General features: G+C 58.5%; 19 protein-coding genes. 11 read left to right on the top strand and 8 right to left on the bottom strand.

Features of this window, described 5'->3' with window-relative positions; translation table 11 throughout:
- Positions 1–12: 12 nt before the first annotated feature.
- The 7 genes from ligD (at position 13) to AC1DE4_RS08715 (ending at position 4,488) form a co-directional block, all read left to right on the top strand.
- Positions 13–219 (top strand): non-homologous end-joining DNA ligase LigD, encoded by a 207-nt coding sequence (gene ligD / locus AC1DE4_RS08745; protein WP_409564063.1) that lies wholly within the window; start codon positions 13–15, stop codon positions 217–219.
- Between the two features lie 192 nt (positions 220–411).
- Positions 412–1,329: a hypothetical protein gene (locus AC1DE4_RS08740; RefSeq protein ID WP_477881014.1), complete on the top strand. Its 918-nt coding sequence runs from the start codon at positions 412–414 to the stop codon at positions 1,327–1,329.
- Positions 1,301–1,837: a DUF4334 domain-containing protein gene (locus AC1DE4_RS08735; RefSeq protein ID WP_477881012.1), complete on the top strand. Its 537-nt coding sequence runs from the start codon at positions 1,301–1,303 to the stop codon at positions 1,835–1,837. The genes AC1DE4_RS08740 and AC1DE4_RS08735 overlap by 29 nt, the downstream gene beginning before the upstream one ends.
- A gap of 631 nt (positions 1,838–2,468) precedes the next feature.
- The gene (locus tag AC1DE4_RS08730) at positions 2,469–2,741 is read left to right on the top strand and encodes a BON domain-containing protein (RefSeq protein ID WP_062375180.1); all 273 of its coding nucleotides are present in this window, start codon (positions 2,469–2,471) and stop codon (positions 2,739–2,741) included.
- Between the two features lie 107 nt (positions 2,742–2,848).
- On the top strand, positions 2,849–3,055 hold the full coding sequence (locus tag AC1DE4_RS08725; protein WP_477881010.1) for a DUF72 domain-containing protein: 207 nt from the start codon (positions 2,849–2,851) through the stop codon (positions 3,053–3,055).
- A gap of 234 nt (positions 3,056–3,289) precedes the next feature.
- Positions 3,290–3,640, top strand: coding sequence for a hypothetical protein (locus tag AC1DE4_RS08720; RefSeq protein ID WP_477881008.1), 351 nt, complete (start codon positions 3,290–3,292; stop codon positions 3,638–3,640).
- A 740-nt stretch (positions 3,641–4,380) separates the two neighbouring features.
- Positions 4,381–4,488 carry a GNAT family N-acetyltransferase gene (locus AC1DE4_RS08715; protein ID WP_409564065.1) on the top strand — a complete coding sequence of 36 codons (108 nt, stop codon included), beginning with the start codon at positions 4,381–4,383 and terminating at the stop codon, positions 4,486–4,488.
- Between the two features lie 646 nt (positions 4,489–5,134).
- Here AC1DE4_RS08715 and yghU read toward each other — a convergent pair.
- The gene (gene yghU, locus AC1DE4_RS08710) at positions 5,135–6,025 is read right to left on the bottom strand and encodes a glutathione-dependent disulfide-bond oxidoreductase (RefSeq protein ID WP_477881006.1); all 891 of its coding nucleotides are present in this window, start codon (positions 6,023–6,025) and stop codon (positions 5,135–5,137) included.
- Between the two features lie 783 nt (positions 6,026–6,808).
- Between yghU and AC1DE4_RS08705 the strand changes: the two genes are divergently transcribed.
- The gene (locus tag AC1DE4_RS08705; RefSeq protein WP_477881004.1) at positions 6,809–9,070 is read left to right on the top strand and encodes a glycosyltransferase; all 2,262 of its coding nucleotides are present in this window, start codon (positions 6,809–6,811) and stop codon (positions 9,068–9,070) included.
- Positions 9,071–9,591: 521 nt separating this feature from the next.
- On the opposite strand, the gene AC1DE4_RS08700 is transcribed toward AC1DE4_RS08705, so the two are convergent.
- Complete coding sequence (locus tag AC1DE4_RS08700; RefSeq protein WP_477881002.1) at positions 9,592–11,736, bottom strand: caspase family protein; 2,145 nt, start codon at positions 11,734–11,736, stop codon at positions 9,592–9,594.
- A 391-nt stretch (positions 11,737–12,127) separates the two neighbouring features.
- Between AC1DE4_RS08700 and AC1DE4_RS08695 the strand changes: the two genes are divergently transcribed.
- The 3 genes from AC1DE4_RS08695 to AC1DE4_RS08685 are packed head-to-tail and all read left to right on the top strand — an operon-like array spanning position 12,128 to position 15,218.
- Positions 12,128–14,434, top strand: coding sequence for a type VI secretion system Vgr family protein (locus AC1DE4_RS08695; RefSeq protein ID WP_477881000.1), 2,307 nt, complete (start codon positions 12,128–12,130; stop codon positions 14,432–14,434).
- An 11-nt stretch (positions 14,435–14,445) separates the two neighbouring features.
- Positions 14,446–14,871: a DUF6484 domain-containing protein gene (locus AC1DE4_RS08690; RefSeq protein ID WP_025659198.1), complete on the top strand. Its 426-nt coding sequence runs from the start codon at positions 14,446–14,448 to the stop codon at positions 14,869–14,871.
- Complete coding sequence (locus AC1DE4_RS08685) at positions 14,871–15,218, top strand: hypothetical protein (protein WP_025659197.1); 348 nt, start codon at positions 14,871–14,873, stop codon at positions 15,216–15,218. The genes AC1DE4_RS08690 and AC1DE4_RS08685 overlap by 1 nt, the downstream gene beginning before the upstream one ends.
- Before the next feature lie 27 nt (positions 15,219–15,245).
- Here AC1DE4_RS08685 and AC1DE4_RS08680 read toward each other — a convergent pair whose 3' ends face one another.
- From AC1DE4_RS08680 to tssM, 6 genes are read right to left on the bottom strand one after another with little or no spacing between them, the layout of a single operon-like run.
- On the bottom strand, positions 15,246–16,178 hold the full coding sequence (locus AC1DE4_RS08680; protein ID WP_477880997.1) for a hypothetical protein: 933 nt from the start codon (positions 16,176–16,178) through the stop codon (positions 15,246–15,248).
- Positions 16,178–17,134: a DUF4150 domain-containing protein gene (locus tag AC1DE4_RS08675; RefSeq protein WP_025659195.1), complete on the bottom strand. Its 957-nt coding sequence runs from the start codon at positions 17,132–17,134 to the stop codon at positions 16,178–16,180. Before AC1DE4_RS08675 ends, AC1DE4_RS08680 begins: the two co-directional genes overlap by 1 nt.
- Positions 17,135–18,157, bottom strand: a complete 1,023-nt coding sequence (locus AC1DE4_RS08670; RefSeq protein ID WP_477880995.1) for a 3-oxoacyl-ACP synthase — start codon at positions 18,155–18,157, stop codon at positions 17,135–17,137.
- Positions 18,154–19,254 (bottom strand): DUF2169 family type VI secretion system accessory protein, encoded by a 1,101-nt coding sequence (locus AC1DE4_RS08665; RefSeq protein ID WP_477880993.1) that lies wholly within the window; start codon positions 19,252–19,254, stop codon positions 18,154–18,156. The genes AC1DE4_RS08670 and AC1DE4_RS08665 overlap by 4 nt, the downstream gene beginning before the upstream one ends.
- A complete protein-coding gene (tagF, locus tag AC1DE4_RS08660) occupies positions 19,254–19,799 on the bottom strand; it encodes a type VI secretion system-associated protein TagF (RefSeq protein WP_169680775.1) in 546 nt (181 codons plus the stop codon). Before tagF ends, AC1DE4_RS08665 begins: the two co-directional genes overlap by 1 nt.
- A complete protein-coding gene (gene tssM / locus AC1DE4_RS08655) occupies positions 19,781–23,308 on the bottom strand; it encodes a type VI secretion system membrane subunit TssM (RefSeq protein ID WP_477880991.1) in 3,528 nt (1,175 codons plus the stop codon). The genes tagF and tssM overlap by 19 nt, the downstream gene beginning before the upstream one ends.

Here is a 23,308-nt window from a genome sequence, read left to right as displayed (position 1 = left end):
CGCGCACGGCCCTTGGCGGAAGCGAAAGGATTTGCGCATGATGTCTGCCAGCTGATGGCGCGCGATACCCCCCGACCTCCATCTTATCAAGATGACCAAAAGCCTTCGGAGCGGCAAAATTTCTTTCTTGACTATCTACGAAACGATCGCATGGCGACGGCCGTGGCGCGCCTCTGTCGCCGCGGGCGCGACCAGGCGGTACCATCTCTATGCCGCTGACCTCGGCACAAGCAGACGTCCGATCTCGACCCGGCGCGGTTCACTGTTCGAACGGTGCCTGTGCAGCTTGCGAAAAGCTCAGCCTGGCAGGATTATTGTGATGGTGAGCGACCGCTTGAAGAGGCAATCAAGCGTCTCGGAAAAGCAAAACGGCCAGCATGAGTTGCCAGTTGTGTCTTAAGGCCACGGCACATGGACAAAGAAGCAAAAACCACGGCCACCCGGCCTTGGCGTGTCGGTGCAACGACTGATCTGCCGCACGACCGGATAACGGTGGAGCGGTTTCGAGAAGCGTTTCCTCGTGCGCGGTGGAGCGACAGCCTGAACGCCTGGTTCGTGCCCGGTCGTACTGCGGAAAGGCGTATCAGCCGATGGTTCGCCGAAGTGGAGGCTGAGGCAGATGCATTCGCTGACGAAAAGGGCAGGGACGCGTTTGCATTCGATCCGATCGAAAGCCGATATCTCGAAGCCGCGACGGCGACGTTCCAGATCCGGACGCCCTATTCACGAAGTGTCATCAAGGAGATCCGGGAGATCCCTTATGCACGCTGGGACGTTGATCGCCGCTTATGGACTGTTCCTTACCGGTCGTTCGAGGACCTCCGCAGTCGATGGCCGGCGATCGAAGCGGCTTCCGAGCGCAGTGAGCCCGAAGCGAGGCGCGCGCGGCGGGAGGCCATCAAGGGAACGGAAGAAGAGGGCTTGTCCAAGGCGAGGACACGGGAGCGCCGGCGGAACCGATACCCTGTTCCCGCACATGATGGCCCGCCTTTCGCGTGCGCGATCGGGACGCATGTCGGAGTCGTCTGTTTCATCGGCACTGACGGCGAGTTGGCGGACCGGCCCACGGTCAGCGCGTTCTACTTTCCCGCAACTGAAAGCGTAGAATATGTCTGGGCGTCGTGGCGCGCAGGCACACTTGAAGAACTGGTCACGACATGGCCTGCACGAACACCACCCAACAAGAGTGAGCTCGATCGGGGCTGGTGGATGCCGACGCTGGAGGAGTTGCGACCTGCGCGACGCGACGCGAGATCCAGACGGCTGGCGAAAGAGCGTAAAAGCAAGGACAGGTCATCGAATGAAAGAACGGCAAACCGCCGCCTTTGAGCAATTCCGAAGCCTGCCGCCGGTCGAGCCGATCGAAATCGTCGGATTGTGGCAGGGGCGCGGCATCCCCGCCGGGCACCCGCTCGACGGCGTGCTGGAAAATCTTGGCTGGTTCGGAAAGCGGTTTAGGGCGGACATGCGTGCAGACGCATTACTGTTTTGGACGCGAGAGCGGCGCCTGATTGCCATCGATCCAGCACAGATACCGGTTTGCCTGGCACTTCGTTTCCACAAGCTCGGACGCACGGGAGCGGCGCGGATCCTGTTCTCCTATCTGCGCCGCGGTTTTCAGGCGAGTGGTCCGGTGGCTTGCCTGAGGATCATGCGGTTTGCCGGCGCCGAGAGTGCGGCGATGGTCTATGACGAGCAGCCGATTGTCGACTATTTCCGCCGCGTCGATGAAAGAAAGATCATGGGAGTGATGACGATCAAAGGCGAAGACCAAATCTACTTCTTTGAACTCGAACGGACGGAAGAGCTTGAAATAGAACAGGCGCACACCAAATAACGTCCCACTACCCGTTTCGATGGTCCTTGCCGAGCAGATTTCTGCCGCCTGCGGTCGTCCGGGTGGCAGGGCGCTCCCCGCAAGGGTCGAGCGCCCTGCCTGTTTTAGTCTGCATTTTCTCGGCCATGGACAACAACATTGTCCTGGATCTCACGGCTCTAATGCATGGCGGAGCGTGGCATTGACAATCGGCGAAACTTGATCTGCGCGATCAAAGTCGGCTGAGCGAAGGCTAGTCTTCCTGCTTGAGGGTCGGCCGGCCATTTAGCCTTCAGTCTATCGACGCCACTAAGCCATGGAAGCCTGCTTGCGTAGCTTTCCTAACAGTGGAAGTATTCGAGATAAGATATTGAAATAAAAAACAATATTCTCTAGGATTTCTTTAACTCAGGTCATCCTTTCATTGCCGCTAAAATGAATCTCTCGACTTGCGTAGGCGAATGCGAACCACTCCAAGTGTGGCCCGCCACAAACGCTAGAGCATTGCCTCACTGACAACGCTCGCGTTTTCTGACCCTAAGCCTCATGGAGGTAAGCGATGGATCGTCGCCTCTCAATCAGACCTAAGTCCAACGCCCGAACTTAATGATCCTTCGACTGTTTCTTAAGGGAGCCGGAAGGAGAAAAGACGATGAAGTTCGGATCAGACAGCTTTAGCCATGAACAGCATTGCACAAGCGGTCATAGTTCGGCTGCGACTATTGCATCCGTTGAAGCGGCAATGTCCGCCGACCCCGATCTGGATAGTTCTGCCATCACGATCAAGATGCTGGGTCCTGTCATTCTGCTAGAGGGATACATCAATAACTACGCCGAGCGGGAACGCGCAACTTCGATCGCCGCGTTAATAGTCGGACCAGAAAATGTCCAAGATCGAATGCTAGGTCGCATTATTGAACACTAGGATCATCAGTCGTGGTTCTCGGTTATTTGTGATGCGCATATTTCGCAGGCCCGGAAAGTGGATGGGCGTGCGGGAAGCTTCCTCTTATCGTTTCTTACGATGACGCTTTGAAAACGTGGGCGGAGCGGGTTACTGCATGGGCCCGCGGCGAAGAGCCCGTTGACGCGGAACGGATTACCGCGCCGCTTTCCCCGTCCAAAAAGGGGCGGGATGTTTACCTCTATTTCGACAACGACGTTAAAGTTCGAGCGCCTGCCGATGCGCATATGTTGGCGAAGCGTCTTGGGCTCTTGGTTGGGGCAGAAAAGAAATGATGTTTCGACGGGAGCACCTAAAAGCTTAGCACGCTGGAGAAGCCTCGACGGCATTGGCCGCCGATAGGTAGCGCACCGTAGTCCATCCGAGGCAGGCGCAATGATCTTTCATTCTCGACCCGCTCTGGCGTGGAACCGGATTTTGGGTCAGGGGCACACTTTATCACGCTCTAGCGCTTGACGTGGCAGGTGGAGTTGCCGATCACCGTCGAACAGTACAGCAAGAGGGATCGAATGCCGCATTATCTCGTGATGCACACGTCACTTGTCGAAGCCGAAAACGAGGAGGCCGCCGCTCGGAAAGCCTTGCTGACGATCAAAGAGAGCAAGGAGATTTCCTTTTCTGTGAAGTTTGATGAGGCCAGCGTGAGACGGGTCGTCGTTTCAACTGCCGATATTCCGTGCGACCTGCGGCCATTAGAGGGCGATCCTGAAAAACAAGAAGAGGAGACACCCGTCGACAGTATCGACGGAGCGCCTCCCGAGGCGTCGTTCCATGCCTTCATTGATCGAACGAAGTTCGCAATCGCATTGATACTTTTCATCTCTGGCTTGTGCCTTGGGTTGGCATACCGCGTCGCGTAATACGGTCCAGATCAGCGGGTCAGCGGAAATGAAACCCAAGCCTCAGCCTGGCGTCTGGCGACGGCCTCAGTGAGGCAGCCGCCGTAAGGGCGCGCGCATGACCCGGCCCGGTTGGGGAGCCGCCCATTGAAAATGGTTTGCAACTTGAAATGGATCTACATCCAGGCTGAGGTGTGGCCGAAAAGCCTGAAGCTGTGAGGACCCCGCGAACGTCGTGGTTTTTAAGGTTGATGGGTCGATCTCAGCCGCAGAGCATAAACACTTTGTCCCGCTTGCATTTTAGTAGTTGCTTAATCTTTATATGTCAGATTTTCATTTGTCACGGGTAGGTTATCGTGGCGCAACATCACATGCTAAGGGCTCGCCGCAGGTATCTCGTGGCGAGCCTCTTTTGTTAGCGCGCTGCGGGGTTGCCGACACGGCGTTCTGCGTCAGTGACAGTACTTGCTGCATCACCCCCGAAACCATTGATCCCGTTGGCACAGGAGGTGATTGGCAGCCTCAACAAGCATGTGGCTATCAGAGCCGAAATGATCTCCATTTCCAACTTCTTCGGTTCCTTCGATTGTTGCTGCCTGGACGAGGCTAACGACGCTTCCGCTGGGCGTTGACGCTGGACTGTTGCTCGGTTGCCCCGACGCCGACCCGTCGGTAAGTTTGATGACGACAATTGCGTCGATAGGAGTGCGACGCATCGCAATCCAAGGACCGGAGATCGCTGGATCCTCGAGATCGAGGCGATGGGCGTTACGTGGTTCTGGTTCTGGGTCGAGCAGGAGTTTAGAGGATTGGGCGTTGCCACGAAGCTGATGTCCAAGGCTGTTGCGTATTTGAAAAGCCGCGGTTGAACGGGTATTGTGTTGCATTCGTCAAAAGCCGGTGAAGCGCTTTATCGCTGTCTTGGCCCGAGCCGGCACATGAAATGCGAATGACATTTGGCACCGATGACCTGAATGCCGCAAACATCTCATCAGAACGTGGAACATAGCTGCCTCATCGAGGTTGAGGAATTCGACAGCGGCCATTTTCATCGAGATGGAACGCCCTATCTCGCAGTCAAAGCGCTCGTACGGTGCTGCACTGAACGGTTTGTGAAGCAGAACGTTTCTCTTTTCTCGCGCAGACAAGAGCAGGTGAAAATCCATTCACCGGCGCGCGAGCATCCTGCGCTGCAACTGATGTATGCACGATTAGATACCATCGGACGCGGCTCAGGAGTGCGAATGACACGACGCCCCTCGCGAGGAGAATGGAAATGACAGGGCACGGCAACAGAAAATCCTCGAGGTCGAGCAGGCAGCAACGGCTCGATGCTTTCGAAGAAACGACGCGCCTCGCTCGCCAGAGTGTGGAGGAAGAGCGCCGAGAGAGGGAAGAAAAAAGCGAGCGACTTCGAAGGGCACGGCTGGAAGCGCAGGAACAAGATCGGCAGGTTTGACGTGCGCCTGCAGCCGAAACCTTCGCAACCAACCGAGTAAGACGGCCCCTCTGCCTCTAGCCTACCTTATCCTGTGTTTGCGTTTCGAAGTCGGAGGCATCGTGTCGTTCATGGAGTTGTTCTGAAGGATCGCCATTGATCCGGTTGACCATGCGGCCGCGCTTGACCGCCGGCCGGTTTGCGATCTCAGCAGTCCAGCGCTGCAGATTCTTATAGTTCTCAACATCAAGGAAGGTTCCGGAGTCGCCGTAAGCCTTTCCTTGCGCGAGGTTCCCGTACCAGGGCCAGATTGCGATATCCGCAATCGAGTATTCGTCGCCCGCCATGAACCGGTTGCCTTCAAGATGACGGTCCAACACGTCAAGCTGACGCTTCACCTCCATCGAAAAACGATCAATGGCATATTTGATATGCATTGGAGCGTAGGCGTAAAAATGGCCGAAGCCGCCGCCAAGGTAGGGCGCCGAGGCCATTTGCCAGAACAGCCAATTCATCGTCTCCGTCTGCGCCTTGTGCTCTTGTGGTATCAGGGCGTCAAATTTCCTTGCCAGATAAAGAAGTATGGATCCGCTTTCGAACACCCGTGTCGGCTCAGGTGTAGAACGGTCCATCAGTGCTGGAATCTTCGAGTTTGGATTAACCTCCACAAAGCCGGAACCGAACTGGTCGCCATCGCCGATCCTAATGAGCCACGCATCGTATTCCGCTCCGCTGCGGCCGAGCGCAAGCAGTTCCTCCAGCATGATAGTGACCTTCACGCCATTCGGAGTTGCTAGAGAGTAGAGTTGCAGGGGATGCGTTCCGACAGGCAGAAGCTTATCGTGGGTGGGGCCGGCAATGGGCCTGTTAATGTTGGCAAACTGTCCGCCGTTGCCTTTTTCCCAATGCCATACCTTTGGCAGCTCGTACCCGGGAGGGAAATTATTGGCGGAGCTATTTTCAGTCATACTAGATCCTCTGTTGGGCAGTCATGGGCAGGCACATAGGCTTCAGTTGTTATAAAGGAACCGCGACACGAGAGTGCCGCGCCCCGGCACTGCCATTCGCGACTGCGCTCCGGGCCGGTTTCACCGGCCCTATAGGAACGATGTTTGACGGCGTTAATCGAGAAAGCTTGTGCCCGTAAGCTCGGAGCTACTGAAATAGTTTTCTCGTCGCAAAGGATGGCGCGTGGACGTCGGTGCGAATTGCGGAGCTTGTTATTTGGCGACAGTTATTCTACTCTTCCTTGTAGGTTTTTAGCCTAAATCCCGGATTGGAGCGTCTCGCATGCTGAAACGTGTTTCCGTCCTTTTCTCGGTCTTTTTGACGGCATGCGTGCCGTCCTGGACGTACCCACCCTTTGCGCCAACTAATGCCCGTAACTGTCAAAGTGCGCCGCCGAGTCGAGCTGAATCTGCCGATTGGCGCCGGGCACAAAAGCTGAACACGCGTCAATCCTATCAGGCTTTCCTCGCAAAGCACCCTCGCAGTTGCTACGGCAACTTGGCGGTCGAAAGGATGAAGAAGGGGGTTCAACGGCAACCTGTTGCAGTACGGAAGTTGGACACCCAATCCGAACGGGGCTGGGGCCGCGGATCAGCCTATTAGCGCCCGTTCTGTTCTCTGCCTCGGGAGGCTGCGAGCAGTGCGGTGGAAATGTCTCGCTGCATCAGGGTATTTGAAACAGGGTTCAAGCTCATTTGAGGGTAGGGTATTCCGGGTGCAGCAAATAATCTCGGGGTTGGCTGATGCATTTTGACGTTGTTCATGCTGCCGACCCACGATTTCTTGGCGGTACGTCGAGCGCACTGAGAGCCGAGCTCAAGGCGGCGAGACAGTGGGAAGTGAGCTGTGGGCTATTGCCCTTCCTCGGACAGCGCACCCGCGAGTTAGGCGTCTTCGACACTCGCATGGCCGCCACAATTGAACAATCGAATGCCGTCTGGCTAACAGGGTCGGAAGAGGCAACGTGCGACATTCTTCTGGCTCACCATCCTGCAGTGTTCGAGCGTATGCCGAGTTCGCCAGTGCGCATAAGACCTCGCCGCGTCGTTTGCGTGGTTCATCATCCTCTGTTCGACGGCAATCGAGTTCCGCAATACGATCTGACGGTCGTGGGACGTGTCTTGGACAGGCTCTTTGGTGTGCCAGTCGCGTTCGCTCCTGTCGGGCCAAAGGTCCGGTCACAGTTCAACAGTATTGGGACCGAAAGCCCCCCGCTTCTCCGACACGATTTGTATAATATGGTCGACGCCGCTGAATGGGCGTTACCCGAGCGATCAGCTCCGGCAGGTATCGCGAGTTTGGGACGCCATACGAGGGGAGACCCGGCGAAATGGCCCAGTTCTGCAGATGACCTGCGCGCTGCTTACCCCGACGCACCCAATTTCGCCATCAAGGTGTTGGGCGGTGTCCCAGAGCCAATCCAGCCGTGGATCGGCTCGAACTGGCAGATCAGTCCATTCGCGCGAAACAGCGTCCCAGACTTTCTCAGACGCCTTGATTTCTATGTCTATTTTCACAGCCGGCAATGGGTGGAAGCCTTCGGGGTATGTATCGCAGAAGCAATGGCCAGCGGCTTGGTGACAGTGCTTGACCCTTCATTTGAAAGCCTGTTCGAAGATGGCGCGGTCTACTGCAACATTGCAGAAACGCGAAGCGTCATCGAGCGCCTCATTGCCTCTCCTTCGACCTATCTCCAACAATCAAATGCCGCCAAGGAGCTTGTCCGAAGGAAATTTGCGATCGATCAATATCCGCAACGCATGGCACGCCTCTATGATGATCTTGAGCTTCGCAGACCTTCTTGGCTGGAAAATAGCCGGACCGTGGGCAGCAGTTGTTCACCTGGCAAGACTGCCGAAAGTGTGACGCCTGAATCCGCCCCGCGACGTGTAGGCAAGAAGCGCCGAGTGCTTCTTGTCGCGACAAACGGCATCGGGCTCGGTCATATCACACGACTGATGGCGATCGCAGAGCGGCTGCCCGATGATATGGATCCGATATTCTTTACTCGATCGGCCGGATCCGCGTTGGCCCATGCGCGAGGTCATGCTGTTGACTATACGCCTTCCGGTTTGGCAATCGGCGTAACGGATGAAAGCTGGAACAGGGCTTATGCGCAGGAGCTGGTGACGGCAGTCGAGGCGTTTGATGCCTCGGCGGTGGTGTTTGATGGAAACAGGCCGTTTCCAGGGTTAATTGCCGTTGCCGAATGCCGACGCGACCTCGCCTGGATCTGGATCCGGCGTGCGTTGTGGCGTCTTTCCCACAATTTCGAGCCGGGCCTCCAGGACATATTCGACATGGTGATCGAACCAGGCGAATTTGCGCATGACGAAGACCATGGTCCGACCCGCGATATGCCCGGGGCAGTTGCTGTTCCCCCTGTGCTTCTGTTGGATCCCGGTTCGGGCCTGCCCAGGAGAGAAGCTGCCGCCAAGCTTGGCGTCAACCCGGACCGGTTCACGGTTGCTGTACAACTGGGGTCGCAACGAAATTTCGACCTGGAGGATCTCCCCAGTCTGATCTTCGCCGATCTGGCCAGACGGAATGTGCAGACGGTACAGGTCCTCAATCCGTTGGCGCCACCTCCCAAGCAGGAATGGCCGAGCGTTTTGCGCACAAGCGTTTACCCCTTGGCTGAGTGCGCCAGCGCGATCGATCTTCTTGTCACCACCGCGGGGTACAACAGCTTCCATGAGAGCATCCTGGGAGGGATCCCCTCGATCTTCGTGCCCAACCAGGCGCCGGAAATGGACGATCAGCAACTTCGCGCCGTTTATGCCCAAACTGCGGGCCTGGGTCTTTGCTTGCGATACTCGGAGTCGGATCGTGTGACGACAACGCTCGACCTGGCGCTATCAGATGCCTTCCGCACCGAGGTTCGCCGGCGTCTGGGGCGCCTGAATTTCGTTAATGGAGCCGCCATGGCCGCGAAAGCGGTCGAGCAGCTTGTCTTCAGCATCCGCGCTGACCGACCCCTGCATGCCGCGATTGCTCGAATGTGAGCTCATGGAAACATCCGCGCCGAGCTGATCGGCAAGAAACTCCTCGATGGTCGATGAGATTGTGATTTCACTAGCGATATCCCATTTCGCAATGATCAATGACCAGCGCCTGCGCGAGTATCTGCCATAAATTTCGGGGGAAAGTGATGGCAGGTGGCTGCGGGTTGGGACAAATTCCAAAGGGGCAGAACTTGCAGCAGTCAGGTCGGGACGCAGTTCTGACAGAACGATAACTGGAAATTCGCCATTAGCCCTACAAGCTTCGACGGCAGTATCAAGAATCTCGGCGAGATTAGCGGGCATGGCACCGAGGACGGAAATAAGGCTTCTGGGTTTGGCTTCGTCAACTGGGTCTCGCAGGACGTAGTGAAGACTGTCCCCGGCGGCGGCGGGATCGACGATCCTGACGGCGCCCTTCGACCTCCCGAAACGCAAGAGCCGGCCAATTCTTTCGACAATCCAGCGCAATGCCATCCCCGCGTTCCGTGCAATTATGTCACTATGACCCTACCACCGGGCTCTCAAAGCCCATTCTGCTGAACGAATAGTTCGACATCTTTCTCGATTTCCTCTCGTGAAGCAGCGTCTAGCTTCTCGCCCACCGAGGTCTTTGTTCCTTCCGCCTCTTCGACTTTGAAACGTGTGGCGAGTGTCGCGTTGAAATATGCTTTCCTCAAATCTGGCTTTCCGCGGGCAAAGCTGCCCGCAGCGTAACCCTTGGCGAGCTCAAGATAGGCGTCCTCGAAGCCTCGGCGTGCCGACAGTTCCAGCAGGGAAAGTGCGCGATTGGCATCGGGACGAACCTTGCCCTCGCCTTTGACGAGAATGCGAGCTGCATAGAGAGGCGCGTATTGGTTACCCATTTCCGTGGCGCGGATCATCAGATCAAAGCCCCGTTTGACATCCTTCTCGACGCCCAGGCCGCCGACATAGGCACGGCCCAGATTGGTCATGGCGTCGATCTGGCCGGCATCTGCCGCCGCGGCATAAAGCCTTGTCGCTTCAACATCATCCTTCTTCACTCCGATGCCGCGCCGGAAGCTGTCGCCGAGCGCAGTGATTGCATTCGACCAGCCGCTGGATGCCGCTAGTCGGTACCACAGGATTCCCTCTTCGGGATTCTGTGGGACGCCTTGGCCGCGTATGTAGGCGGTTCCTACATTCGTCCTCGCTCTAAGATTTCCGAGCGGTGCCGCCTGCATGTAGAAATCGAGAGCCCGCTTGTAGTCGACCTCGCGGCCTATGCCGGCACGGGCCATGTATCCGAGATTGACGAGTGCAGCGCTGTATTGCTGCGTGGCGGCAAGTTGGTAGAAATGTTCCGCCCAGTCATAGCGCTTGGCTATTTCGAGGACGCGGGCCAACTGGAACTGCAGGCGTGGATTGTTGGGGTCCGCCGCCAGCGCGTAGCCGCAGGAGCGTAGCCCGTCGCGGATGTTCACCAGCCCGTTCGTGACGCCCGGTACCACGCGTTGAGGATCGTTCGGATCGGCTGCGTACAGGTCGCAATCCGTAACGAGAGACTTCATGCCGCTTTGTGTGTCAGGCATCTTGCGCGGCCAGATTCGAAAAGTCTCACTCACGGCGCGCTCGCCTGCCTGCTGAAAGACAAACTCCGCCCCAGCAGCTGCATTGGCCTCATTGGAGGGTGGCGGCTCGGTGGAAATCGGGGTGGCGGCAAGTGCGCCGCTGACGAACAGACCACGCTGCTGCAGCTCGGCAACCTCAAGGCTGCTACGCTTGACCGCCTCCGCGGCTAGCGTGCTGTTCGGAAACGCCTTGGCAAAACGTTCGAAATCCGTTGGATCCGCGCTGTCTTGAATGAAATACCAGAGAACCTGATCGATCGTCAGTGCCCCGTCACCGCCCGCAACCACGGGTGCGGGTTTCTCGCTGCCTGCCGGCTTCAGGACGAATTTGGTTTCGATCGATCCCGTGATCCACGGGATCTGCGATCCGTTGGTGGCCAGGCGCACGTCTCCCCGCACTGTTCTGAACGTGTCGTAGATGTCGAGACCCGGCTGCTGAAGTGCATTGGCGAGCGCCAAAGAATAAGGGCTGTTTGCGCCAGTGCCGTCATAGGCGACTTCGCCGGCGCCGGTAGCGAAGGCAATGAGAACCTGACCGGCGCCGGCCTCCATGTTGGCGAGGCCCTGTTGCAGTCCTTTTTCGGTGGTGAGCGGGTTGTTGCGGCAAGCGTCCAGAATGATCAGTTTGACGCCGACTGGATCGTTCTTGACGAGGTCTATGAGATCATTGAGGGCGATGGCGTCATCGATAACCTCCTTGGCAGACCCCGTCCGTACATCGACGGGTAGCAGCAAGCTTCGTCCCTCGTGCTGTAGCGCGTGTCCCGCATAATAGAGAATGGAAAGATCGGCACCGACCAGGTGGCTGCGGATTGCATTCTCGAGATCGCCGACGGCGGCTTTCTTGACGTCGTAGAAGAGCAGGACATCGAAGCCAAGCTCGGTAAGCGTTGCGGCAATCAGCTTGGAATCGTTTTTTGGATTCGATAAAGGCGCAAATTCGTATTCGCCGTTCCCGACCACGATAGCGGCTTTACGCTCCGCATGGGCCATCTGCGAGAACGCCGTTAAAAACAGCACCAACAGCGGGATCAAAAAAATCCATTGCGGCCGAAGGCACGAACTTCTTTGCGTCATGGCAGGTAAGCCCAGATTGTTGACTTCGTTGTCCTGATGAACGGCAAGAATACAGCGTCCATAGTAATGCAATTTTTGCGGCTTCGCCTAGGGAAAAGGATTAGGGCTGAAAGAGTGGCTTTATGGCGCCATGCGAGCTCGGGCCTACGTATGTCAAGACCGGATCCATGGAGGCACAAAGCACTCCGCCCAATTCCGATCCGTGCAAAAGCCTGGGTGATGATGGCMGATCGGTATCATCGCGTGACCGCGTAAAAAACCCAATCCCCGTCGGTACTTCGTCCGGAGAGTATGGCCTCGGCAACGCCGATGCGGCTTTCGAGGTGGCGGGTCTTTGTGCTAGGCTCATGATACAGGAATGCCAGCGTCACGAGACAGGGGCACTCTCCGAATGGCTGAAGAACGCAAGACAACCGTCCAGACGCCGCTTGGGCCCGCGACGCTGACATTTACGCACCTCATTGGCCATGACGAGATAAGCCGGTGTTTTGCCTTCACCGTCGGTTTCGTCAGTTCCGACGAAAACGTCGACGCGCTCAAACTGCTTGGAAAGCCAATTTCGGTTGAGGGCGAGGCCGGAGATCCCAAGCGGTGGTTCAGCGGGCTCGTTTCAGACTTCCGCCTGACGCGGATCGAGGAAGGCTTTGCTTATTACGAGGCGGAGCTGCGACCGTGGCTCTGGCTGCTCGCCAACACCACTGACTGCCGTATCTTTCAGAACATGAGTGTCGTGGAAATCGTCGAGCAGATATTCTCGAAATATAAGCCGGCGAAGTTTGAAAAGCGGCTGCAAGGATCCTATGAGGCGAGGGAATACTGCGTGCAGTATGACGAAACCGACCTGGACTTCGTGCAGCGCCTGCTCGAGCACGAAGGCATCATGTATTTTTTCGAGTATGGCGACGGAGAGCACACGCTCATCCTCGCCGACGCCATGAACAAGCTGAAGCCGGCGCCGGGCTATACGACAGTCAAGTTCCGCGCGGAAGGTGACCCTGTGCGGCGGGACCAGGAATATATCACGCAATGGGTGGCAACCAGTTCCGTTCACCCGGGCGCCTACGCCCACACGGACTATGATTTCACCAAGCCGGGCGCCGACCTCATGGCGCAGTCGACACAGCCCTTTTCTCACGCAGAATCACAGGGAGAGCACTACCGCCATCCAGGTGCCCATTTGAATGTGGGCCGCGGCGACGCTGTGGCCTTGGTGAGACGCGAGGAAATACAGGCGGCGCATCAGCGTATCACCGCCGGCGGTACTGTGCGGGGGCTGGCTTCAGGCTGCACCTTCAAACTGGAAAACTTCCGGCGGAAGGACCAGAACACGGAGCATGTTGTCCTGCGCGCCGAATATCGCCTGTTCGACCCCGGTTACCGCCCGGCTGGTTATGCAGGGGAGGAAACCTTCCACGCGGCACTTCAGGTCGCTCCAACCTCCATCATCTACCGGCCGCAGCGTATCACGCCTCGTCCAATCATGCGGGGGCCGCAAACCGCGACGGTGGTCGGTCCTTCAGGGGAGGAAATCTTCACCGACAAGTATGCGCGGGTGAAGGTGCAGTTTCACTGGGATCGCCTCGGCAAAAAGGACCAGAACAGTTCCTGCTTCGTACGGGTTTCGCAAACCTGGGGCGGAGCCGGGTGGGGCTTCATCCAGATCCCGCGTATCGGCCAGGAAGTGATCGTGGACTTCCTCGAGGGGGATCCGGACCGGCCGATTATCACCGGCAGGGTTTATAACGGCAAGGAGATGCCGCCCTACGAGCTGCCGGGAAATGCCACCCAATCGGGGTTGAAGACGAATTCGTCGCCGGGCGGCGGCGGTTGGAACGAAATGCGCTTCGAGGACAAGGCCGGATCGGAAGAGGTTTATTTCCAGGCGCAGAAGGACCACAACCTGCTGATCAAGAACGACCGCGGCAAGTTAGTCCAGCACGACCAGTCCGACCGCATCGACAATAATGCAAAGCATTCCGTCGGCGTGAACCTCGATGAGGACGTCGGCAACAACAAGACGACAAAGGTAGGCGTCGACCGCACGGTCAATATCGGTTCCAACGACACCGAGACGGTGGGCATCAATCGCTCACTTACCGTTGGCGCAGACGAGACGATTGGCATCGGCGCGAACTCCACCGAGACGATCGGCTCCAACCACACGCAGACAGTCGGCATCGTCCAGACGGTCGTCGTGGGTGCGGCGCGGATCGATACGGTCGGGGCCGCAGAGACCAGAACGGTGGGAGCCGCTCAGATGAACACCATCGGCGCGACCAGGTCGGTAAGCGTCGCTATCAGCCAAAGCCATGACATCGGAACTTCCGACAGCTGGGATGTCGGCACTGACCAGAGCATCGGCATTGGCGGTGGGCAGACAAGCCAGATCGCCAAGACACGCACCGCGAAGATCGGGGAGGACGATGCTACGGAGATCAGCGGTGCCCGCGTTGTGAAAGTTGCGAAAGGCAGCGCGCTCGAGGTCGGTGAGGACGGGCTGATCAAGATCGGAAAAGATCTGCTGATTGACGCCGGTGACTCAGTCGTCATCAAGTGCGGCTCTGCGGCCATTTCAATGAAAAAGGATGGCACGATTACGATCGAAGGCAAGGATATTTCTGTCAACGCCAAAGGCAAGTTCAATGGCAAGGCTTCAAGCGAAGTCACGTGGAAAGGCAGTAAGATCACTCACAATTGAGGGGCAGTCAGATGGCCGAGACTCGGGAACGTATAGAAGGGGTGGTGATCGGAGTGTTGTTGGGGTTCGATGCCGGCGTGCCGCTGGTCGTCTTTCCCGGCAACCCCCGTGACACCGCGTTGCCTGCGCGCAGCTTGGCCGACCTCACATCGGCAATGATCGGTGCTGAGGTGGCGCTGCTCTTTGAAGGCGGAGAGGCGATGCGGCCACTGATTGTCGGCCAGATCGTGGAGCCGGCGCGCAAGTCTTCGTCGCCACATGTCGTTCGCGACGGCGAGCGCGTGCGGATCACCGGCGAGGAGCGTATTGAGCTTCGTTGCGGCAAGGCCACGATCATCATGGAAAAGGACGGCCATATCACCATACGCGGCACCTATGTGACCAGCCACGCCAGCGCCGCCAACCGAATTCGTGGCGGATCGGTGAACCTCAACTGATGCCTGCCGCACCTGTTCTTCGCGAAATCGTCCGCCAGCATGCTGAAATGGCGGCATTCCTGTGGACGGTCTACGACTATCATCTGCTCCATCCGGACGAAAACCCCGAAATGGACGAGGAGCGGCTTGCGCGGCTGATCGAGAGGCTGGAAGCGCATATCGACGGCTTGCGAGTGGCAGGAGAGACCGGGCTGGAAATTGCCAAGGAGCGGTACGCCTCGTTTCACGAGGCCGGGGAGTTGTTTGTGGTGCGGATGCTATCTGGCTCACCGGACTTGCGGATTCGGGCACTCGATCTCGACAAGGTCAGACGCTACTTGAAAGTGACTCTGGAGACGTCCGCTTGAGCAGACGCCGAACGCCGCCAGCGCTCGTCAAATGAATTCGCGAGTCATGTCGATACTGCGAACAAAAAGGTTACCGTCATAACCAAACTCGATCCCTGACCACGCCTTTCCGTTAAACGTGAAGACTTCTTTCCAGCCCACCGCAACAAGATAGTCGTCGGTCGCATGCATCGCATAGACGAAGCCCAGTGATCTGAACGGCACGAGTTTCATTCCTTTTTGGACGTAAAGGCCGTACTCGTCATCTCCCCAGTACCGATTTCCAGCGAACTCGCATATCGAGCATATCTGTGTACCCGGTCCAGCTATCTCCGTTAATTCCTCATCCGCGTACCGGGCACAGAAGCCATTTTCGCAGCCGAGATATACGCTGCCGTCACGCGCAACCTGCAACGCAGAGATGCTGTGGTTGAATCCGAGAGGAACTGGGCGCCAACGAGTGCCATCGAGGCGCAGCAATGTCCCCTGATCGCCGGCCACGTGAATGAGCTTAAGTGTCGGACCATGCATGGCACGCAGGAAAGCCGAAGTCCGTGTCTCGATCGGCACCCATTGGGTGCCCTGCGCCAGGCAAACAGTTCCTTCGTCTCCATAAAGATAGGCAGTCCTTTGGTCGAGATGCCAGAGCTTGTTCGTGAACGCCTCCGGTCCTTCGCCAGTCGCAATGGTGCCGTTGCGAATGTGATGGGTGGTTCCACCGACCTGCAACGCGATATGTTCCTTCTCGGAGAGGCTGACATGCGAGAGAATGAGATCGTCGATGTCCAGCAGTACTTCTTGGCGAATCTGGTCGTCGAGCGACATCAGCAGCAGGAACGAGCGTCCCGCTTCGTCGTTCTTGTCGCTAAGTTGCACGGATACGGAGAAGAGATTTCTCCCCAGGTGGAAGGCGTTGATCGCCTCGATGTCGATCTCGTCAAGGGGGTAGTCGTCGAGACGCGGCTCTGGATCGTCCGTCATCACCTTCCTACCGTCATTGCATTCAGTTCGGTCTGTGTCTTCTTCGGTCGGACTACGTCCTGAAGATAGTTTATCATTACGAGCCGCAAGCATTCAATCATGTCGTCGGCATCCTTCTGCGGCGCGTTCTTAATCGCGGGTTCGTTCTTCCGTACAGCATCGAGTGACTTTTCCATCGCATTCTTCAGCGATGGCTTCCTGCGTCGCTTCTTTTCCTTTCGGAAGAATGCGGCTTCTTGGTTCGTTTTCAAGTTGTGGGGCGTTCCCTTCTTGCTGCCGTCGCCGCGCTGAAACCCGCCCCCTTTCTTGTGCTTTCGGGAACGCATGCAGATGCATGGGGCGGTCTGGTTGTCGTACTCCTTCCATCGCGTGAAAGACTTGTTCTGCTTGCGACTGCTCTGGAAGCACCCAACGCGAACGAAGTGTTCGGATTCGGACCCCGCAGGGCAGTCGGCCTTCGAATGCTGATGGAGCCGGATCTGATATTTGTTGAGCAGGGTTTCGCAGTCCTGGCCCCCGGCGCTCAATCCGGCCATATGGGGCCATGTAACCGTGTTGGGGCCTGGGGAGGAATGATTGTTGGTGGCGAGATCGGTGAAGCGGATGACCGGCTCCCCGTCAAATTTCACATCATTCGACCAGCTGTTGAAATACTCTTTGCCAGTGTTGTTCGATGTGATGATGCCCTTCTTGGTGGCACAGCCTGCTTCGGTGCCGGACGTTCTCGACAGGTCTGACTTGTTCTTGATATTGACGGTTTGCCCGCCGATTTTGACCGTGCCCGTGCCCTTCTCTGTGTCGCTGGCAAATCCGAAGCTGGGGTAGGGGATGGGCACGCCGGGTGGTGTTGCCGGGTTCTCAGGCGGGGTGAAGCAGGTGTCCGGGAAGACCGCGATGGTTCTGGCGTTCACGGCCCTGCCAGAAATTTCAAGGCCGTTGGCGAAGACGTTGGACATTTAAGCTGCCCTCGTCGCCAGGATAGCAGCGCCGCAGGCGCCAGAATCGCTGGAGGCTTCGATTAAGACCGGATTGCCGGCGGCGTAGCCCTTGCGGGCGGCCATGAAGGCCATGCCGATCATAATGGGCACAGCGGCCGCGCCGACATTGCCGAGGCTTTCTCCGGGCGACCAGATGTCCTGGAAGTCGTGCCGGCCACGCAACAGACGCAGGCTCGCCAATGCCGATTGTTTGAACCAGTATTGCTCGCCGACAAGATCAGCGATGCGGTAGCCCACCCGGCTCATTTCAATGCCGGCTTCGTGAAGTGCGGCACGGTAGGCCGAGGTCATGCCGTCGCCCCGCAGCGGTAGATCCTCCGCATTGTAAATGAAGGCCCGCTCGCGGGTCAGACCGAGCCCGGCCAGACCAAGGGCGCCACTATGTGAACGGGTGCAAAGCACGGCTGCTGCTGCTTCCCCCGGGATAAAGCCATTTGGATTATCCGCAGTCAGCAGGCGTTCGCTGGCGAGATAATAGGAAAGGGTCTCTGCCGTCAGATAGCTGTCGACGCCAGCGATCATCACAAAGGGCGCTGCATCCGCCGCCAGTATGCRGCGGGCCTGTTCCAGGGCGACATGCCCCGACGGACGACCATAGGGTACAATTCTCGAGCGGCCATGCGGCGGACATTCCACGATCTCAGCTATGCGCTGGAGCAAACGGGCACCTTCGGGAGCGGGGCGGCCGTGCCTGTCCTCCTCGGCGAGGCAGAGGATAAGCGCAGTCTGGCCGCGGGCTTCAGGAGCCGCCTCGAAGGCCTCGCAAATGGCACCCGCGGCGAGACGGGCCATACGCGTTTCGCCAAGCCAGTTGCGCGGCAGAGGTACTGGAGCTCCGATCAGCCATTCTCTACCAGGTCCCAGAAAACGCGTTTCTTGAAAGCCGTCCAGGCGCGCTCTCATTGCCGCGCAGGCGGATTGTGTGTCGAGGCCGACGGCCGTTGCCATTCCAACCGAGACGATGTCGATCGGGGCGGTCATGCCTCTTCCTCCTGCGCCGCGGGCGCACTGCTCGCGCGCACGTAGGTGCGACCGGTGGCCCGCGCCCTTAGCATCGATTGGGTCGGCGGTCCGACCCAGCACTCGCTGAAGTCGAGGATCGTTCGGTGGATGCGTTGCGACATGCGCCAGACCAGCGAGAAGCGCCTGTTCTCCGGATCGAACAAGACAGTGTCGGGCGCCAAAGCGCCCTCAAAGGCTTTCTCGCGCCCCTTGAACAATGTCATCGGAAGTCCAGTGGCTGGCAGCCGGAAACTCTCGCGCCCGGCCGGTGTCAAATTAACGAGTACCACCTCCTCGCCGCCCTTCGGACGTTCTATCTGCTGGTCGGATGGCGACATCTGGAAGTAGCGCTCGTCGAAATCGGGCGGAAGGAACGGGAAGATGTTGTCGATCCAGTTCTGATCATACGTGCCGCCGAATTCAATGCGGCCCGGCCACCCCCGCCCGTATGGGCCAAAGCTCATTGGCCGGTAGTCGCCAAACGGCGAGCGGATTTCCTCGCCTATCGCCTGTGTGTTTGGAAGGGGTAGACCGGGGACCAGATGCTGGTTCTTCGGTCGCGCCCATCCCCTGCCGACGGGGTTGAGCGGATAGCTCGCCGGAAGCTTGTCCTCCGGGTCGAGGCGGTCCGTACCGCCCCACGCAGTGTCGTAGGAGAAAGGTTGCCGCAGGAAGGATTGCGCACTCGTGGCAACGAAGAGTGGGCCGCGGGCGCGCCACTCGCGATGGCCGAGGACATCAAAGACCTTCGACCAGTTGCCGACCTTGATCCCGACACTGACGCGGTCGACTGGACGCCCGCCGGGAGCATAGGCAAATCCGTTAGCGATGACGTCGCAGCGCGGCTTGCGAAAGGCAAAGTCGGTCTCCCAGAGGGTGGCCGAAAAACCGGGTGCACCCGTGTATGTGTCAGCCATCACCAGCGGTGTCTGCACGGATGATTTTTGCACGGGACCACCTGGCGTCTCGGGAAAGTCGAAGGTTCCCTTGACGACGATGGCGATGTACTCGCGGCCCTCCTTGTCCATCCCCATCGTGAATTCGGTCGGGAAGCCTGTCTGGTTCCAGATCTGCATCAGCTCGTCTCCAGACTTTCGGGGAAGAGGTGGCGAAGCGCTGGTTCAGGTGCACCAGGATCAATCTCGATTGGCTCGCCAGGCTGCGTCCACAATGCCATGCCTCGGACCGCGCCGCCTGATATCTTGATCGCGGGATAGGGCAGGGTCGCAAGAAGGGCAGCGAGCCCATCGCCATCCATCGCGCCGTCGCGCGCAGATTTTCCCGCCGCTTCCAGTGCATCGAACCAGTCCGCGGCGGAGACGGCGATTTCGGTCGTCAAGGTCGGCGGCGCGGCCGCGATGGTCAAGGGAAACCGGCGGCCTGCGCGGTCGGAACTTGCCATCACGATGCCGGTCATGGGCCCAAAGGCCTCGGATCCGAGGATAAACCGCAACGCCGGATGAGAGGTCACCGAACCTTGAGAAAATCGATGAACCAGATATCGGCTGATCCAGCGATCCCACGGGCCAACGAAGACTGCCGGCAGACCGCGCGTCACGAAATCCCCCATCGCGGGCAGCTTTCCAAAGAAGCCTGGCAGGATCAAAGCCTCGTCGGGCATGAGAACCTCGCAAACATTTTCAGATCGTAGGGATTGGCCACGCTCGCGGCCCGCAGCTCGAAATCGGCGTAATGGCCCTGAGCGGCAAGCCGCAACTTGTAGAGTTCGGGCAGTTCCGTTCCGCTCAGACGACCGGCACGCAACATTCGCAGGAAAGCCCAGCTTCCGGTTTCGCTGACCATCACTTCCGGTGAGCCGTCGAGCGGTTGGAAGGCAAGGGTAATCACACCGGTCCCGTCCTTGCCTGGCCAGGTCATTGGCTGCGGGCGTGTCGGGTTGTTGAAATAGGTGAGGCTCTGGCCATCGACGTTTAACGTCACACGGCCGACGGTCGGAGAGAGATCCTTCGGTTCGAGCGTAAAGGTTAGGATCGGTCCGGCGCCGCCAGGAAAGAGGTTGTCGCGGATCAGCCGGGCCTGCTCCAACGCTGCCAAAGACGATGAATCGAGGTGGATGTCCGCTCGCCATTTCCACGGGTGGCGGGTCACGTCAATGTAGTTGATCAGGTGATTGTTGATGAAGCTGTCAATCAGCCCGCCCGGGCCAAAGACGCGTGCAAAGTCGACGACGTTCACATCGATTGCGCTGTCAGCAATGAATGGATAGCGGTTCGCGAGCGCTGCCTGGCAGAAGGGCAACACATCAGCGCGCCAGATGGCGTTGAGTTCCGAGGTCACCGCTTTCGTCGCAATGCCGCTCGTATCGCCAGCGATGCCGGCCAGCCAGTCGTCCAGTGGATCAGGCAGGGTTATGGCCTGCTTTGCCACTGCCCCCGTGAGCTCGGCCAAACCGCCTTGTCGCTTTATGGCATCCTGGGCGTCGGGGCTGGCCGATACTGTCTGCAGCATGTTCGAAAGCGCGGTCATCGCGGCCACGGCATCATTGAGTGCCGGAGGCTGGCCATCGACCTCGGCAATTGCGCCCTTGATGGATTTGAAGTGCTCGGCGACCGGAGCGCCCGAAAGGTCCACTTCGGCTTTGGAGCCGGCGGGTATCAACTTCACGCCCGTCTTGGCAAGCTTGCCGATCTTGCCGAGCTTGGACAGGAGCTTGGAGGTTGCCGCAGGAGGGACTTTGCCGCCACCCTCATCTTCGGGACGGGTCAGTTCCGTCTCATGCACGACGGCGTCCAAGAGCCGTTTCATGGCTGAGTCTGCGCTGGAGAGATCCTTGAGATTTTCGCTTGCCGTCTGCAGGTCGGTCAGTGGAGCGAGCCTTACGTCGCGCAGGAAGCTGTCCCACTTGGCAATGTAATCGTCGTAGTAAAGCTTGAGGATGTCCTGGGACAGAGCGGCGACAGAAGGGGTGGCGCTTTCCGAGCAACCGCCGGCAAAAACAGAGCGGTCGAGCGCAGCCTGCGTGGCGACGTCTTCCAGCCGCGCAAGAACCACGTTGTGGAAGCCGTCATAGGTGAAGGTACCGCTGATGCCTACCCGAAGCGTCTTGTCCGAGCGCCGAGCGAGTACCTTGAGGCCATTCGGGCCGACATGATCTGCCGGGACCCATTCCTTGAGCGCCCTGACTTCCGGGTCGGACAGCAGTGCATTATAGGCACGCACTGGAAGTGGAATTGAACAGATGGCCCGCAAGGCTTCGCTCACCAGCGCCTCATCGGGTTGAATAAGGGCCTGCTCCGCCGCCATGTTGTCGATTGCCGCAAGTTGATGATCGGTGGCCATGTCGGTGCGGAAAGGAGGAACCGGTGCGAATTCGGGCAGCCGCTCGGTCCACCATTGCTTGGCGAATTCGGGATCCATCGGCGATAAGCCCGTCATCATGCGATATGTCTTCAGCGCTCCGAGCAGGTATTCGGGGTCGCGGATCTGACGCCACATGGTCGCTTCGAGCAGGGCGACCATGCGTGGTTCCAATATGTTGCGCAGCGAGCGAAGGTAGGCGTCGGCCTGCGCCTGTCTGATCTCGGTTGCCGCGGAAGGGCCGATCAAGGCAGCCATGCCGCCTGGCGGCTCGGTACGGGCATTTAAGACTTCGGTTGCAGCTTCGAGCGCCACATCCAGATCGAGCGGTTCGAGTGGCGCCTGACGCGCAGCAATCGGAGTGAGCGGAATCTGCAGGGCTTCGAGCTGCTCGGCCTGTGCGGCAAGCGCGGCGCTGTTTTTCCGATAGGAGATCGTAAAGAACAGGCCGGCCACGAGAACCAACGCCGCCGCGGCCACTGCCGCACCGCGCCATATCCATATGCGCCGTTCCTCCGCCGCGGGATCAAACGTACCGAGACCTGCTTCCTTGAAGATCACTTTCGTGAGCAGGTCCTTCAGGAAGAAGCTGCGCGTTTCAACCCGAGGCATTGGGGTGGCGGGCTGTGCGGGCAGGCCGAAAGAAGAAGAAAGTGCTGCTGTCAGCCGGTCGATTGCGGTGCCTTCCTGAGTGGCGGAGGTCAGATAGATACCGCGCAGCCAGGCGCTCTCTGCATAGCGGCTTTCACCGAAAATGGTCTCTACCAGCACGCGAATAGGCTCGGAAAGGCTCTCGACCTGCGCCGGGAAGCGGAAGATCTCCGCACGGGCATTAAGGTTTTCTTCGCTTTCCAGACGGGGAATGAGGCGTCGTTCGAGCACGCCAGCCAATGCTTCGAGTTCCCGCGTGACTTCGCTGCCGTCGATGCGAGCGCCCGGTGAGAAGGTTGCTCCCCAGACCTGCTCGCGTCCCGCCGTCGACAGGCCTGCGAAGAAAGTCTCGAACCCCTTGATGAGATCGGCCTTGGTCAGCATCAGATAAACGGGCAGACGAATTTCCAGCCTCTCCTGCAGTTCGGTGAGCCGTTTGCGGATCTGGCGGCCATGTGCCCGAATGGCCGCGTCACCTTCCGCCAGCGTGTCAATTGCCAGTGCCACGATGACGCCGTTCAGGGCTCGGCGGCCCCGGTGCTTTTTCAGAAGATCGAGGAAGCCAAGCCATTCGGCTGCATCGACGTCGGGCTGGCTTTCCTGTTGAACGTAGCGGCCTGCAGTGTCGATCAGCACAGCCTCTTCAGTAAAGAACCAGTCGCAGTTGCGCGTCCCACCGACCCCATGCAAATCATCCGACAGATCAATGGGAAAACTCAGTCCAGACTGCCGCAGTGCGGTTGTCTTGCCGGTTGCCGGGGGCCCGATGATGACGTACCACGGCATCTCCCGTAGAAGTTTTCGGCCGCCGACTTTCTGGCGTTTCAGCTCCGCCATCACCTCTCGGAACTTTGCGCCGACAGAGGCGACCCCTTCTTCCGCCGGGCTTGGCGGCGCTTCCGGTGGGGGGGCGATCTCGGAAACGAAAATGCGATTGGCCTTGATCGCCCGGCGTTGCGCCGCGATCCACCAGATGAGAAAGAGGACGACGAGAAGGCCGATGACAACCAGTCGTACCGTCTCAGAAGCCAATGGCGCGCTTTCTGCGACACTGATGATTGGGCCGAAGATCCAGATGATCAGGGACAGCAGCACGAGCCCGATGAAGGTCCAGAGCCAGCGCGAGGTGAGGATTGCCCAGAAGAATCGGAAGAACGCCAT

The organism is Rhizobium sp. 10N414 (assembly GCF_056394785.1).
This window is presented reverse-complemented; position numbering and strand designations above follow the sequence as displayed.

Bases quoted from the DNA above. Each gene is read 5' to 3' on its own strand.
- AC1DE4_RS08740 (WP_477881014.1), top strand. From the start codon at position 412: ATGGACAAAGAAGCAAAAACCACGGCCACCCGGCCTTGGCGTGTCGGT.
- AC1DE4_RS08735 (WP_477881012.1), top strand. From the start codon at position 1,301: ATGAAAGAACGGCAAACCGCCGCCTTTGAGCAATTCCGAAGCCTGCCG.
- AC1DE4_RS08730 (WP_062375180.1), top strand. From the start codon at position 2,469: ATGAAGTTCGGATCAGACAGCTTTAGCCATGAACAGCATTGCACAAGC.
- AC1DE4_RS08720 (WP_477881008.1), top strand. From the start codon at position 3,290: ATGCCGCATTATCTCGTGATGCACACGTCACTTGTCGAAGCCGAAAAC.
- AC1DE4_RS08715 (WP_409564065.1), top strand. From the start codon at position 4,381: ATGGGCGTTACGTGGTTCTGGTTCTGGGTCGAGCAGGAGTTTAGAGGA.
- yghU (WP_477881006.1), bottom strand. From the start codon at position 6,025: ATGACTGAAAATAGCTCCGCCAATAATTTCCCTCCCGGGTACGAGCTG.
- AC1DE4_RS08705 (WP_477881004.1), top strand. From the start codon at position 6,809: ATGCATTTTGACGTTGTTCATGCTGCCGACCCACGATTTCTTGGCGGT.
- AC1DE4_RS08700 (WP_477881002.1), bottom strand. From the start codon at position 11,736: ATGACGCAAAGAAGTTCGTGCCTTCGGCCGCAATGGATTTTTTTGATC.
- AC1DE4_RS08695 (WP_477881000.1), top strand. From the start codon at position 12,128: ATGGCTGAAGAACGCAAGACAACCGTCCAGACGCCGCTTGGGCCCGCG.
- AC1DE4_RS08690 (WP_025659198.1), top strand. From the start codon at position 14,446: ATGGCCGAGACTCGGGAACGTATAGAAGGGGTGGTGATCGGAGTGTTG.
- AC1DE4_RS08685 (WP_025659197.1), top strand. From the start codon at position 14,871: ATGCCTGCCGCACCTGTTCTTCGCGAAATCGTCCGCCAGCATGCTGAA.
- AC1DE4_RS08680 (WP_477880997.1), bottom strand. From the start codon at position 16,178: ATGACGGACGATCCAGAGCCGCGTCTCGACGACTACCCCCTTGACGAG.
- AC1DE4_RS08675 (WP_025659195.1), bottom strand. From the start codon at position 17,134: ATGTCCAACGTCTTCGCCAACGGCCTTGAAATTTCTGGCAGGGCCGTG.
- AC1DE4_RS08665 (WP_477880993.1), bottom strand. From the start codon at position 19,254: ATGCAGATCTGGAACCAGACAGGCTTCCCGACCGAATTCACGATGGGG.
- tagF (WP_169680775.1), bottom strand. From the start codon at position 19,799: ATGCCCGACGAGGCTTTGATCCTGCCAGGCTTCTTTGGAAAGCTGCCC.
- tssM (WP_477880991.1), bottom strand. From the start codon at position 23,308: ATGGCGTTCTTCCGATTCTTCTGGGCAATCCTCACCTCGCGCTGGCTC.